At 58.6% G+C, this 12,920-nt stretch carries 12 protein-coding genes and 1 pseudogene; 12 read left to right on the top strand and 1 reads right to left on the bottom strand.

Translation table 11 applies throughout. The annotated features are described in order from the left end of the window. Positions 1-38 precede the first annotated feature (38 nt). Positions 39-887, bottom strand: coding sequence for an enoyl-CoA hydratase/isomerase family protein (locus GSQ80_RS09630; RefSeq protein ID WP_158787451.1), 849 nt, complete (start codon positions 885-887; stop codon positions 39-41). A gap of 204 nt (positions 888-1,091) precedes the next feature. On the opposite strand from GSQ80_RS09630, the gene GSQ80_RS09625 reads away from it, so the two are divergent. The 12 genes and pseudogenes from GSQ80_RS09625 to GSQ80_RS23865 all read left to right on the top strand — a co-directional run bounded on the left by GSQ80_RS09625 (position 1,092) and on the right by GSQ80_RS23865 (position 12,685). Continuing rightward, positions 1,092-1,586 (top strand): heme-binding protein, encoded by a 495-nt coding sequence (locus GSQ80_RS09625; protein WP_158787450.1) that lies wholly within the window; start codon positions 1,092-1,094, stop codon positions 1,584-1,586. Positions 1,587-1,639: 53 nt separating this feature from the next. Further along, positions 1,640-2,176 (top strand): annotated as a pseudogene (locus tag GSQ80_RS23870) (NAD(P)H-dependent flavin oxidoreductase); the annotation flags it as partial. A 31-nt stretch (positions 2,177-2,207) separates the two neighbouring features. Further along, a complete protein-coding gene (locus tag GSQ80_RS23025; RefSeq protein ID WP_254059556.1) occupies positions 2,208-2,612 on the top strand; it encodes a nitronate monooxygenase family protein in 405 nt (134 codons plus the stop codon). A 772-nt stretch (positions 2,613-3,384) separates the two neighbouring features. Then, a complete protein-coding gene (locus GSQ80_RS09610) occupies positions 3,385-4,002 on the top strand; it encodes a PadR family transcriptional regulator (protein ID WP_158787447.1) in 618 nt (205 codons plus the stop codon). A gap of 3 nt (positions 4,003-4,005) precedes the next feature. Continuing rightward, entirely contained in the window at positions 4,006-5,049 is a 1,044-nt protein-coding gene (locus GSQ80_RS09605) for a hypothetical protein (protein WP_158787446.1), read from the top strand. 366 nt (positions 5,050-5,415) lie between these two features. Beyond that, the gene (locus GSQ80_RS23300) at positions 5,416-5,994 is read left to right on the top strand and encodes a TetR/AcrR family transcriptional regulator (RefSeq protein WP_158787445.1); all 579 of its coding nucleotides are present in this window, start codon (positions 5,416-5,418) and stop codon (positions 5,992-5,994) included. Positions 5,995-6,068: 74 nt separating this feature from the next. Then, positions 6,069-6,788, top strand: coding sequence for an SDR family oxidoreductase (locus GSQ80_RS09595; protein WP_254059688.1), 720 nt, complete (start codon positions 6,069-6,071; stop codon positions 6,786-6,788). 100 nt (positions 6,789-6,888) lie between these two features. Next, complete coding sequence (locus tag GSQ80_RS09590) at positions 6,889-7,182, top strand: putative quinol monooxygenase (protein ID WP_158787443.1); 294 nt, start codon at positions 6,889-6,891, stop codon at positions 7,180-7,182. Between the two features lie 869 nt (positions 7,183-8,051). Beyond that, positions 8,052-8,738 (top strand): (2Fe-2S)-binding protein, encoded by a 687-nt coding sequence (locus tag GSQ80_RS09585; RefSeq protein ID WP_158787442.1) that lies wholly within the window; start codon positions 8,052-8,054, stop codon positions 8,736-8,738. 34 nt (positions 8,739-8,772) lie between these two features. After that, positions 8,773-9,756 (top strand): xanthine dehydrogenase family protein subunit M, encoded by a 984-nt coding sequence (locus GSQ80_RS09580; protein ID WP_158787441.1) that lies wholly within the window; start codon positions 8,773-8,775, stop codon positions 9,754-9,756. Between the two features lie 15 nt (positions 9,757-9,771). Continuing rightward, complete coding sequence (locus tag GSQ80_RS09575) at positions 9,772-12,090, top strand: xanthine dehydrogenase family protein molybdopterin-binding subunit (protein WP_158787440.1); 2,319 nt, start codon at positions 9,772-9,774, stop codon at positions 12,088-12,090. A 208-nt stretch (positions 12,091-12,298) separates the two neighbouring features. Beyond that, positions 12,299-12,685, top strand: a complete 387-nt coding sequence (locus tag GSQ80_RS23865) for a response regulator (protein ID WP_158787439.1) — start codon at positions 12,299-12,301, stop codon at positions 12,683-12,685. Positions 12,686-12,920 lie beyond the last annotated feature (235 nt).

Raw genomic sequence — 12,920 nt, 5'->3', positions numbered from 1 at the left:
GTCTCCTCAGTACTATCTGCCAATCCACGGCTTCCGACTTATTGCGCGGCGAGTTCACCCAAATAGTATCCGAGCCGATCCTCTACGTCTCCAGGCTTGTGGAAGCCGCGCGCGATCAGCGCCTTGATTCCCTCCTGCGCGGCAGGTCGTCCGAGCGAAGCAATACACGCATCCCATCCCGCTCCGAGCTCGACGTCCGGCGGCAGGCTGGTGTTGACCAGGCGCTTGGTTTGGGTGATCGCCCACTTGTCGAACCTGGCAATCCGATTCGCGAGCGATTCCACAAACGCATCCAGATCAGCGTCGGGCAGCGCGCGATTAATGTAGCCGTACGCTTCAGCCTGATCTGCCCTCAGATCCTCCGAACTCAGCAGCACCTCGAGGGCGCGGTTCCTGCCAATCAGTTGAGGCAGCCGCGCCATTGGACCGCCACCGGCGACCATTCCCACGCCAACTTCCCATTGCGAAATGATCGTCTTCTCGCGACTCGCAAAGCTCATGTCGCAGGCAAGCGTAATCTCGCTACCATTACCCGTCGCACGGCCGCGGATAAGAGCGATGGAGACCACCGGCAAGCGGGTCAGACGCACGAGAAAGTCCGGCCATGGGGTCAGACCTGTAGGCCCTTCCGGCAGCGAGGTCAAATCCTCAAGCTTGGCCAGAAAATCGGAGTGGTTCAGAAAGTATGCGTCGACGGCGCTGTCGAACACCACGACCCTAACCTGCTCGTCAGCTTCAAGAGCTTGGATGACTTTCTGGAACTGCTTGACCATCTCCGGTCCCATGACGTTGATCGGCGGATTGTCGATCGTGACACGCCAGTAGGCGGGTGTCTGCTTCGTCAGGCGAATCTGTGCAGTTTCTGTGGGTGCAATCAAAGTTGTCATAAGATTCTCCGTTGTATTTATTAGTCACTGAAATCGGTTGATCGGGGATGTCGTTGCCGTCGGCCAGTTCGCAATGCATCCAATTTGCCAGAACCCCTTGGCCTGCGCTATTGGACGATGGTGTTGGCAATACCTTCGTCTGATTGTTCCGTCCGTGCTCTCCTGCTCTGATTGCGATGTGATTGAGAACTGAAAGGACGACGCATGCCAAACCAGAAAACAGCAGTGTCCACGGAAGCGCAGCCAGTTGAAATGAACCCCCTCGATGCCATCCCGAACGAAATCCCCTTCGACGTCCCCTACGGCCTGCCGATATCGTTGGACCGTGCCCAGGCAGTCATCAGCGCCGCTGTGGCAGAGGCGAAGAAGAGGAATTGGAAGATGAATGTAGCTGTGGCCGATTCCGGCGGCAACCTTGTTGCCTTTCAACGCATGGACGGCGCAATGCTTGCCTCGATCAAGATTGCAGAGCACAAGGCGCGCGCATCTGCGACCTTTCGGCGTCCGACGAAAATCTTCGAAGACGGTGTTCAACTCATGCACCTCAACTACCTGCTCGCGTTCGACGGAATCATTGCATCCAGAGGTGGCATTCCACTGATTGATCAAGGTGTAATCATCGGCGCAGTCGGCTGTTCGGGAGGCACAGATTCCCAGGACGAAGTCGTCAGCAAAGCAGGCGCGGCTGTCATCTCGTAACGCAGAGACAGTTGGTCTCGCAGCGGGATCTAAAATCTCAGGGGAGATACAGAATGAATGCCGCGAACGAACCCGCCCCGCGTTGGACATCCACAAGAGCAACTGCTCTCCTCGGCATCGAGTATCCAATCATTCAGGGAGCGTTGGGTGGATTCTCAACCCAACTGCTCGCTGCCGTCGTTTCCAACGCAGGCGGTCTTGGATCGTATGGTGCTCACGGACAGTCCGGCGCAGCAATCAAAGATATCGTAAGCGAGATCAAAGCGCTAACGAAGAAACCATTTGCCATCAACCTCTGGCTATCGATGGCGGACGATGGCGCCGAGAGCGTTTCGCGCAAAACCATCAAGGAAAGCGTCGCCGCCCTCAGCCGATATTACGTCGAACTCGGTGTAGACCCGCCCGCGGCACCAGAGTTCAAACCACAAAATTTCGACGAGCAGATTCGCGCCGTCTTTGAATCCAAGCCAGCGGTTTTCAGTTTCATTCTTGGAGTTCCTCCGAGGGAAATCCTCGACGAATGCAAACACCTCGGTATCGTTACGATGGGGACGGCGACGACACCCGAAGAGGCCATGGCCCTCGATGCTGCAAAGGTCGATCTTATCGTCGCTTCCGGATTTGAAGCTGGCGGCCATCGCGGCTCTTTCATCCGTTCCTCCCGAGCGATCTCTAACCGGAGGAATTTCTCTCATTCCTCAAGTGGTCGATGCCGTTCGAACTCCCGTGATCGCAGCCGGCGGCATTGCCGATGCCAGAGGCATGGTGGCAGCATTCGCGCTCGGCGCCGAAGCCGTACAAATCGGAACGGCCTTCCTCGCGTGTGATGAATCCGGAGCCAGCGCGCAGCATCGAGCCGCTCTCTTCGGCCGCAACGGCGCATATACAGATCTCACCAAGACCTTTACCGGCGGACTCGCGCGAGCAATCAGAAATCGCTTGATGGATGAATTAGAGACGGCCAACCTTACGGTTCTTCCTTACCCCATCCAGGCGCACACCGGCGGCCAGCACCACGGTCTGTGACGCCCTCACCCCGTCGCCTGCCTGCGCGTAAGCAGGCTCACTGAGGAAGCCGCTGAGCCGATCGTTCGAATCCAGCAGATCTTCTACGACCCGACGCAGAGCAGGTTCGCCCGCACAGGCGTGACCAGGAAAGCCGTTCGCCGATCGCGCGGCAAGCCAACCGCTTCCCAAAACAATCGTTCCGCGGTTTCGTCTTTCTTGTCCATGCGCGCGTCCTGAGGTGGTTACATATCTAACCCGGAAACTGGCTTCCACAGTACCACGCAAAGTCCGACGCAGGAGCTTCTTTCCGTCCAGCCTGCCGCGTTGGCAATACCCCCGAAGGATTAGAGATTTCCGGCTTACGCCGCGAGCCAGTTGTTCGGGCAGCACTCCCCCAAAACGTGGTCTTGGAAACGACAAAGTGTATGACGCTTATCCGTCCCATGTCGGGTCATGCTAAATCGTCAGCGCACTCATCGAGGTCCGGATTAGTACCGAGATGTCGGCATGGCGAGGGGAATCCCGTGCCCGGGGTTCGGCAGAGGTTTCTGTGCTGCACCCAGATGCCTCGATTCCCGCTCAACCGATGGCTATCGTCGCAATCGGGGTGATTGGGGAATCAACGGATTGCTGACGCTAACCCGACTTTCAGGAGCCTACCGACCTAAACCACGATAAGTCGGGCTCATGATGCAACTTGTTTCCTTGCCGATAACTCGTGGTCCTCTCCGTCCGACACAATTCACACTTGCTCCCGGTTACATCATTCGATATAGTTCATGTGAACTATATGACGAAGAAATTCGGAATCTGGGAAATCGCCGTCCTAGCTCTGCTGCGCGAAGCCCCTATGCATCCTTACCAGATGCAGAGCCTGCTCAGCGAACGCCACAAGGACGAAATTCTTGCACTGAAAAAGGGTTCGCTGTACCACGCCATCGGACGCCTCATGCGCGCCGAACTTATCCTTGCGAAAGACACCAGCCGCAATGGCCGACGCCCTGAGCGCACTACCTACGCGATTACGCCTGCCGGCCGCAAAGAATTCATTTGCGCCCTCCGCCAGATCGTCGCAGTTCCGCAGCGCGAATCTTCTGAATTCATGGCGGCGATGAGTTTCCTCGTTCATCTGACGCCTGCAGAAGCGATTCCGCGCCTCGAAGAGCGCTGCCATCATCTCGAGGAACAAATCACTGCATTCAGCAGTTCGGTGGCCGCTGTAACCCAGCGTGTTGCGCGAATCAATCTCGTCGAAAGCGAATACCTCGTCGCGATGCTCAAGGCCGAACTCACATGGGTTCGCAACCTCATCGCTGAGATGCGAGACGAAACATTCAGTTGGGATTTCAAAACAGCTGTTCGAGATTCCCGCACCAGCGCAACAGCGGCCGGGCATCTGGAGGAATAATCCATGCGGCTCGAAGTCCATAGTCCGAACTCACCGTCCAATTCCAACCCGCGCTACCGGGGGGCCATCTGGACCCTGCTCATCCTGGCGCCGTTCATCGCAGAGGTGTTAAGCGGATCCACGCGCCTCAGCTTCCTTTTCGTTTTGATCCCTGAGGTGATGGTGTGGGGTTGCGGCGCGCTGCTCTGCCGCGAATTGGTTCGTCGCTGGCGCGGCGGTGCGACAAGCCTGCTGATGCTTGGCCTCGCTCTCTCAGTCGCGGAAGAATTTCTCATCCAGCAAACTTCAATCGCTCCACTCCCGTTCCCGGGAGTGGATGCCAGCTTTGGCCGCTGCTACGGCGTGAACTGGCTCTATTTTCTCTTCATGCTCGGATTTGAAAGTGTATGGGTCGTCCTGGTACCGGTGCAGGTCACGGAGCTCTTTTTTCCCGATCGCCGCGAACAGCCCTGGCTCCGCAATCGCGGCTTGATCGCCACTTGCATCGCACTCCTGGTGGGCTGCCGCATTGCCTGGTTCGGCTGGACCCAGAAGGCGCGCCCAAAACTTCATGCGGCCCCCTACCATCTCCCGATGCTCGCGATCGTGGTGGGCATCGCGTTGATAGCGATTCTCATCGCCTTGGCGTGGCTATTGCGCGGTCACGGCCATTCCGGCCAGGTCACTTCCCGCCAGCCCCCACGTCCGTTGCTTGCTGGAGTGGCCGCCTTCGTCTTGAGCACACCATGGTTCTGGCTCATCGGCCTGCTCTTCGTTTCCCGCCACGGCTTTGCGGTTTGGGTTCCGATCAGCGTCGGTGTTGTCTGGGCGCTCTTGTCGTTTGCGCTCATTCGCTGCTGGTCGACCGCACGCGGTTGGCGTGACGTGCACCGTTGGGCGATCTCCTTTGGGGCCGTTCTTGGAAGCATGGCGCTGGGCGATGCCAACGCCGCCGGCTGGACTCACCTCGACCTTGTCGCAAAATTCGTCTTCCAATTGTTGGCAGTCGTGGGGCTGGTGCTACTGGCGAGAAAGGTCTGGCGACGAGAGGCCGCCGATCACACGTAGGGCTTGTGACTACTTTCCCCGCGATTCAAACCGAAGCGAGTTTGTGCGTCGGGATTCTCTGACTCATGCACGGGGCGCCATCCACCTTTCCAAGTGATCAAGGCCGCTCAACTAAATCCCGCAAAACAGGTTTTGAGCAACTACGACGTTGTGCCTTTTGCTCCGTCGCTTATTCAATTCGCGATAAATCGCTCGTTGAGGTTCGGATTAGTACCGAGGTGTCGGCCAGTGTCCTGGAATCTAATCGAGGGGAGCAGTATAAGCGGACACTGGCGCGTTTCCCAGGACCTATCGCGAGCCAACGTATTCGGTCGATTCGCCTCGCCCATACTTGACCAGTCGTTCCAGAAACCGTATAACGGTTCCATGGCGCGTACAAAAGAGTTCGATCAGGAACAGGCTCTCGATGCCGCCATGCACCTGTTTTGGGAGCGAGGCTACGAAGCCACGTCGATCCAGGAACTCGTAGACGCCACGGGCGTCCAGCGCCAGAGCCTCTACGATACATTCGGATCGAAGCACGAGATTTTCATGCAAAGCTTGATGCGCTATCAGGTGCTGGAGGGTCATCAGCTTTTCGGCCTCATGAGCAGGCATCCGAAAGGCGGTTTGCCGCTTATCCGAGAAATCTTTGAGGGCTGCGCATCGCAGACGGTCTGCGACGCTCGCGGATGTTTTGCCGCGAACTCTGCTGCGGAACTGGCTAGTTCGGATGAGGAAGTTGGAGAAAGAATCCGGATCGGGCGTGACGGAATGGAAGGCGTATTCGAGCGCTGTCTGCTGCAAGCGAAAGAGTCTCGCGAGCTCAAAAGTTCATCGTCTGTTTCTGCGTTGGCGCAGTTCCTGGTCAATGCGTTTTTCGGTCTCCGCCTGATGGCGAAGACACGACCCACAAAAGCAATGATCGATAACGTAGTGTCCGTCACCTTGGCGGCGCTGCGCTAATTCATTTGCTCTAAACTTGAACGCTCGTTCCAGAAAGGACGAACACATTGGGAAAGCTAGATAACAAAATTGCAGTGATTACGGGTGGAACCACAGGCATCGGTCTCGCCACAGCGCAACTCTTCCTCAAAGAGGGCGCGAAGGTCATCGTGACCGGCCGCAATCCGGAAACACTCGAGCTGGCTAAGAAGACATTGGGCGCTGGCGCGGATGTGATTGCCGCCGATACCAGCGATCTCAAAGCAGTCGAGCAACTCTTCAAGACCATCGAGGAGCGTTACAAGAAGATCGACGCGCTCTTCGTGAATGCCGGTGTGGCGAAGTTTGCCCCGATGGATCAATCATCTGCAGAAATGTTCGATGAGCAGTTCAACGTCAATGTGCGCGGCGCATACTTCACAGCGAAGCACGGAGCTCCGCTTATGGTTGACGGCGGGGCCATTCTGTTCACGGCGTCGATGGTGACGAGCATCGCGGAATCCAACGCAAGTGTCTACTCCGCCACCAAAGCCGCGCTCCGGTCTTTCGGACGCAGCCTTGCGTCTGAGTTGGCTCCGAAGGTCCGCGTCAACACGATCAGCCCTGGACCAATTGAAACGCCGATCTTCGGGAAACTTGGTTTGCCGGCAGAAGTGGTTCAAGGTTTTGCCGCTGACATGATTCAGAGAAATCCACTCAAGCGGATCGGACACGTGGATGACATCGCGAAGGCAGCACTGTTCCTTCTTTCGAGCGAGTCTTCCTACGTGACTGGAATCGAATTGTTCGTAGACGGCGGCATGGCGAGCCTGTAGCACTCACTCGCCGTTCGATTGGCAGATACTCTGTTTGCACACGGCAGCGGTGTGTCCCTACAAGTTTTCAAGTAGAAAGCAATAAGAAGGAGAAATACCTATGGATCGATTCGGCATTTTGGCAATCCTTGAGGCGAAGCCAGGCAAAGAGCAGAAAGTCGCCTCATTCTTGAAATCTGCTCGGCCACTTGTTCTGCAAGAAGTCGGAACTTCGACTTGGTTTGCCTTCCAGACAGGTCCAACAAGCTTCGGTATCTTCGATACTTTCGCTGACGAGGATGGACGCGACGCCCACCTTACGGGCGAAGTTGCTAAAGCACTTTTCGCAAATGCAGAGGAACTCTTTGCCGAGAAACCACAGATCAACATGGCCGACCTCCTCGCAACAAAATAGCGTAAATGCGCATGCCGTTTTCAGCCTGCCTCAGATATCTGAGGCAGGCTCGTCTCCTACGTTGCAGCACTCGAGCCTAAAGGCTCTCAGATCACTACCGCTAAGTCGGCCTGTAGGAAGTTACTGCCAGCCGCGAGCGGCCGGCAAGCCGGAAGCCATCCGCGAACTGTCTGGAAAGATGTCTTTCTATGAGCAGGTCACTGTCGTTAGTCTAAGAATCCGTCTGCCCCGAATTGGCTTGCAGATGCGTCCTGGATCTGGCGCCCCCGAAAATATTCCTAGGCCATCTCAATCCCAACAGCCACCAAAAGAGCCCCCGGAGCAAAACGAAGAAGGCCACCTCTCAGGTGACCCTTATAACTTATTGATTCTCACGATGTTGTTGGCTCCTGAGGTAGGATTCGAACCTACAACCCTTCGGCTAACAGCTCAGGATTTGCCTTTCCCACCATTGTTCAATGGTGTTATACATCACTCCAAAGACAAGACTTATCGGAACCATCGGATTTCCACGAGCATCAGCATTACTCGGTGTAACCCGTCATTTTGAAGGACTGTACCCACAAAAGTCCCCACAGCCTTTTGGCGTACCTCCTCTTCCCTCTTGCTTCTGGGACAACAGCTGAGGCGACAACAGCAACCTTTAATCGCGGCGTTGCAGCTTCTATTCCAAGGGATAAAAAGATGTCCGAGGTCGGGCCAGAAGCTTCACGCACTCAAGCACACCCTCAACCAACTAAACGACCGCACCAAGTAGCCCAAACCAGCCTCCTGCGACTTCCCGGCGTCGCCGCGCGTCCTATTACCAGGGGCGCAATCGCTCCACGGCAGCCGCATCCAACATCCAAATCCCACCCGAAGAGGTAACCATGGCGAAAGAAACCGTAGCGTTGGATGATACAGAGGAGGCAACGGCCGCCGACCCCGCCAGCCCAAAGCAACAAGCTAGCTCGCTTCTCGGCCGGGTAAGTCGTCGTTCGTTCCTCTCCCATCTGGGAGCCGCGGGGATCGCCGCCACCACCGCGCCTGTACTCGCCTCCGCCACTCTCACGCCCTCCGCTATTCAGGAGCCGGCGACTGAGGCTTCCGCTGGAACCGTTCCCTTAACCCTGAACGTTAATGGCCAACCCCACAAGCTAAACCTCGATCCGCGCACCACCCTGCTCGACTGCCTGCGCGAGAACCTCAATCTCCCCGGCACGAAGAAGGGATGCGACCACGGCCAATGCGGAGCTTGTACCGTCCACGTCAACGGTCGCCGCGTAAACTCCTGCCTGTCCTTCGCGGTCATGCACCCCAATGACCAGATCACCACGATCGAAGGCATCGGCCAGCCGGATCACTTGCACCCCATGCAGGCCGCCTTCATCCAGCACGACGGATACCAGTGCGGCTACTGCACTTCCGGCCAGATCATGTCGGCTGTCGCTGTCCTCAAAGAACCCGTCGGCCCAACCGACGACGACGTCAAGCACGCCATGTACGGCAACATCTGCCGCTGCGGAGCCTACCCCAACATCGTCGCCGCTGTGCAACAAGTCCGCCACCAGTCCTAATCCGCGAACCCTTTGCCTCCCCGGAGCTCCCGACATGCAGCCTTTCCAATTCACCCGCGCCACCACCCCCGAGCAGGCCATCCACGCCCACGCAGGCGCCGCCGCCCGCTTCGTCGCCGGCGGCACCAACCTCATCGACATGATGAAACTTGACGTCGAGCGGCCCTCTACGCTCATCGACATCAACGAGCTCCAGCTCTCTGCCATCACCCCCACGCCCGGCGGTGGCCTCCACCTCGGCGCACTCTCGCGTAACTCCGAAGCGACCCACCACCCCACCGTCCTGCGCGACTACCCGGTCCTCTCGCAGGCCATCCTCTCCGGCGCCAGCCCGCAGCTTCGCAACATGGCCAGCACCGCCGGGAACCTACTGCAGCGCACCCGCTGTGTGTACTTCCGCGACACGGCCTTCCCCTGCAACAAGCGCGAACCCGGCTCCGGCTGCTCCGCGATCGAGGGCTTCAATCGCAACCTCGCCATTCTCGGCACCAGCAAGGATTGCATCGCCACCAACCCCTCCGACCAGAATGTTGCGCTCACCGCTCTCGAAGCCACCATCCACGTGCAGGGCCCATCGGGCAAGCGCGACATCGCCATCCACGACTTCTACGTGGTGCCCGGCACCACGCCGCAGATCGAGACCGTCCTCCAGCCTGGCGACCTCATCACCGGTGTCACCCTCCCTCCGCCGCGCGCCGGCATTCGCAGCGTCTATCTCAAGCTTCGCGACCGTGAAGCCTACGAATTCGCCCTGGCTTCCGCCGCCGTCCAGCTTGGCACCCAGGGCAATCGCATCACCTTCGCGCGCGTAGCGCTTGGCGGCGTCGGCACCAAGCCCTGGCGCTCGCTCGAAGCGGAACGTGCGCTGGAGGGCCACTCGGTCGACCTCGCTACCTTCCGCCACGCCGCGCAGGAAGCCATTCGCGAAGCGCACCCGCAATCCGAAAACGCATTCAAAGTCGACCTGTCCCAGCGCTGCCTCGTCCGCGCCCTCACCCTCGCTACCAAGTCCGCTTAGTTCCCGGAGAGACCCATGCACTTCAGCGAATATATTGCGTTCATTGATGCCGCCCAAGGAAATGGCAAAGCCGCGCCGCCGCAGAAATCCGTTGAGACTGACCCCTCCGCCATCATCGGCTCCAACGTTCCGCGCATCGACGGCCCGCTCAAGACCACCGGTACCGCGATGTACGCCGGCGACTACAACTTCCCGCGCATGGTCTACGCCGTCCCTGTCTGTTCCACGATCGCGAACGGCAAGATCCGATCCATCGACGCCTCTGCCGCCGAAAAACTTCCGGGCGTTGTCCTCGTCCTCCATCACGGAAATGTCAGCGGCATCTATCGCAACGGCCCGGGTAGCGGCCGCGCCAGCGAGAACCGCCCGCCGCTCTCGGACAACATCGTCAGCTATTGGGGGCAATACGTCGCCGTCGTGGTCGCTGAAACCTTCGCACAGGCCAACGCCGCGGCTGCCGCGGTGCGCGTCCAGTACGTCGCTGAAAAATCCAACGTCAGCACCAACCTTTCCGATCCCATGCCCGCGATCGGAGCTCCCGGTGGCCCGCACATCCAGAGCCATCGCGGCGATCCCGACGCTGCCTTCGCGTCCGCACCCGTCAAGATCGACTACACCTATAGCACCCCCGTCGAAACCCACAATCCCATGGAGATGCACGCCACCACTGCCGTCTGGCGTGGCCCGCGCGTCACCCTCTACGAGAGTTCCCAGGGCGTCGTCAACCACCACAGCGTCATGTCCGAGGTTCTCGGACTTCCACCGGAAAATATCGAGATCATCTCCCGCTACATCGGCTCCGGCTTCGGCGGCAAGCTTTTCCCCTGGCCCCACTCTGCCCTATGCGCCGTCGCGGCACGTCAGCTCAACCGTCCCGTCAAGCTGGTCGTCTCCCGCAAGATGATGTTCTCGGACGTTGGACACCGCCCCCGCACCCAGCAACACGTGCGCCTCGGCGCCACCCCCGACGGTAAACTCCTCTCCCTCTCGCAGGACTACCTCAACCACACCTCCCAGTTCGACGACATACGCGAGAACTGCGGCGAAGCCACGCCCTTCCTCTACAGCACCGCGAACCTCCGTGTCAGTTCGGGCCTCGTCCGCCGCAACGTTGGCACCCCCACACCCATGCGCGGCCCCGGCGCCGTCCCCGGCCTCTTTGCCATCGAGTCCGCCATGGACGAGCTCGCCATTAAGCTCAACATGGATCCCGTACAGCTCCGCCTTGGGCTCGACACCCTCACCGACGAGGAGAGTGGTAAGCCCTTCTCCTCGCGCCACCTCAAAGAATGCCTCCAGCTAGGCTCCGAGAAATTCGGCTGGTCCAGGCGCACCCCGCAAGTAGGCTCCATGCGGGACGGCGATCTCATCCTCGGCTGGGGTGTTGCCTGCGCCTCCTGGGGTGCCGGGCGCGGCCCCTCGCAATGCTCCGTCGCCTTGCTTCCAGACGGCACGGCGCGCGTTAGCTCCGCTACTCAGGACATTGGCACCGGCACCTACACCGTCATTGCACAGGTCGTCTCCGACAAGACCGGCATTCCCATCAACAAAGTCGACGTCATTCTCGGCGACAGCTCTCTCCCCCCAGGCCCAATGTCCGGAGGTTCTACCGCTACCGCCAGCGTATTGCCCTCCATCGTCGACGGTGTGGAGGCGGCCGTAAAGAATCTCCTCGCCATCGCCGTCCACGTGCCCAACTCTCCCTTCAATGGCTTGGACGACAATACCCTCACGCTCACGGACGGCCGTGTCCACGTCAAGACCCAGCCTTCTTCTTCAGGAACTCCGTTCGGCGACATTCTTCGCGCCGCCAACCTCGCCAGCGCTCGCGGCGAAGGCAAATCCACCGGCAACCCCAACGCCGCCAAATACTCGATGCATTCTTTTGGAGCGCAGTTCGCCGAAGTCCAGTGGGATCCCGGCATCGCGCACCTCCGCGTCAGCCGGATCGTCACCGTTATCGACGGAGGCCGCATCATCAACCGCAGCGCCGCCACCAACCAGTGCGCCGGTGCCGCTGTCATGGGCGTCGGCATGACCCTCTTCGAGCAGACCGTCTACGACCCCCGCAACGGCGCTCCCATCAACTCCAACTTCGCCGACTACATAGTCCCCACCAGCGCCGATGCACCCCTGATCGGCGTCCACTTCCTCGACATCCCCGACCCCCTTATGGGTTCCTACGGCGCCCGGGGCATCGGCGAGATCGGCCTCGCCGGAGTAGCTCCAGCCATCACCGCCGCCGTCTATCACGCCACCGGTGTCCGCGTCCGCGAGCTACCCGTCCGTATCGAGGATTTGCTAGCGGCCTCTACTAACCGTCGTGACACATAACACGCACGCCTCTACACCAGCCCGACGGCATGTGGGCGCTCAAAGGATGGGGTGAAGCCACCGGACGTGCCCTGTCGCCGTTCTCCATCAATGCCCGTTTCTATATAAAATCCAACTTTCGTTCTTCTTCATCCTTCAACGCATTCGAGGATCCTGGCGTCGGCGCAATCATCGACGCCGTTTCCCGGCAATCCTTCAGAAAGTGAGCATGCGCCAACCATTGCAGATTCTTCACCTGGCAGACGACCCTCGCGACACTGAGATATTCCACAAGTCGTTTGAGGCAGATGGCATTTCCTGCGAGTTCACGAGGGTCGATAGTCAGCCCGCATTTTTGGCGTTCCTTGAAAAGGACACTGCTGATTTGATTTTCGCGGATTCCTCCCGTCCATCCTTCGATGGCCTGTCCGCGTTGAAACTCGCAAGGAGCATCCGTCCGGATATCCCCGTCATCATTCTTTCGGGAGCGCTGGGTGAAGAAGTTACGATCGACGCATTCGAACTTGGCGCTACGCCATCCCGAACATCTGGCTGTAGCGCTCCCCCGGCCTCTTTTCTGATGTGCGTATCCCCATGTGATGGAAAGTGCAGCTGACACCGTTGATCTGCATTCTGTGTCCCCCTAAGTAGAAATATCAGACGACATACTTAGAGAGGAAGTTGCCGGACGGGAATGGACTAGAAAGAGCTATGCACAATGAGTTGCCCTGGACTCCTGAGAAAAAGATAGAAAGTCTGAATCTATAGACCGACTGGTCTACTCATATGTATGTGCCTGAAGAAGCACAGGTCAAAAAAAAGGAGAACACCATGTCCAATAACAAAGGCGT

The organism is Granulicella sp. L46, assembly GCF_009765785.1.
In the GTDB taxonomy this organism is placed as follows: domain Bacteria; phylum Acidobacteriota; class Terriglobia; order Terriglobales; family Acidobacteriaceae; genus Granulicella.
This window is presented reverse-complemented; position numbering and strand designations above follow the sequence as displayed.

What these genes read in the sequence shown, in the direction of transcription:
- GSQ80_RS09630 (WP_158787451.1), bottom strand. Translation starts at nt 887, where the DNA reads ATGACAACTTTGATTGCACCCACAGAAACTGCACAGATTCGCCTGACG.
- GSQ80_RS09625 (WP_158787450.1), top strand. Translation starts at nt 1,092, where the DNA reads ATGCCAAACCAGAAAACAGCAGTGTCCACGGAAGCGCAGCCAGTTGAA.
- GSQ80_RS09610 (WP_158787447.1), top strand. Translation starts at nt 3,385, where the DNA reads ATGACGAAGAAATTCGGAATCTGGGAAATCGCCGTCCTAGCTCTGCTG.
- GSQ80_RS09605 (WP_158787446.1), top strand. Translation starts at nt 4,006, where the DNA reads ATGCGGCTCGAAGTCCATAGTCCGAACTCACCGTCCAATTCCAACCCG.
- GSQ80_RS23300 (WP_158787445.1), top strand. Translation starts at nt 5,416, where the DNA reads ATGGCGCGTACAAAAGAGTTCGATCAGGAACAGGCTCTCGATGCCGCC.
- GSQ80_RS09590 (WP_158787443.1), top strand. Translation starts at nt 6,889, where the DNA reads ATGGATCGATTCGGCATTTTGGCAATCCTTGAGGCGAAGCCAGGCAAA.
- GSQ80_RS09585 (WP_158787442.1), top strand. Translation starts at nt 8,052, where the DNA reads ATGGCGAAAGAAACCGTAGCGTTGGATGATACAGAGGAGGCAACGGCC.
- GSQ80_RS09580 (WP_158787441.1), top strand. Translation starts at nt 8,773, where the DNA reads ATGCAGCCTTTCCAATTCACCCGCGCCACCACCCCCGAGCAGGCCATC.
- GSQ80_RS09575 (WP_158787440.1), top strand. Translation starts at nt 9,772, where the DNA reads ATGCACTTCAGCGAATATATTGCGTTCATTGATGCCGCCCAAGGAAAT.
- GSQ80_RS23865 (WP_158787439.1), top strand. Translation starts at nt 12,299, where the DNA reads ATGCGCCAACCATTGCAGATTCTTCACCTGGCAGACGACCCTCGCGAC.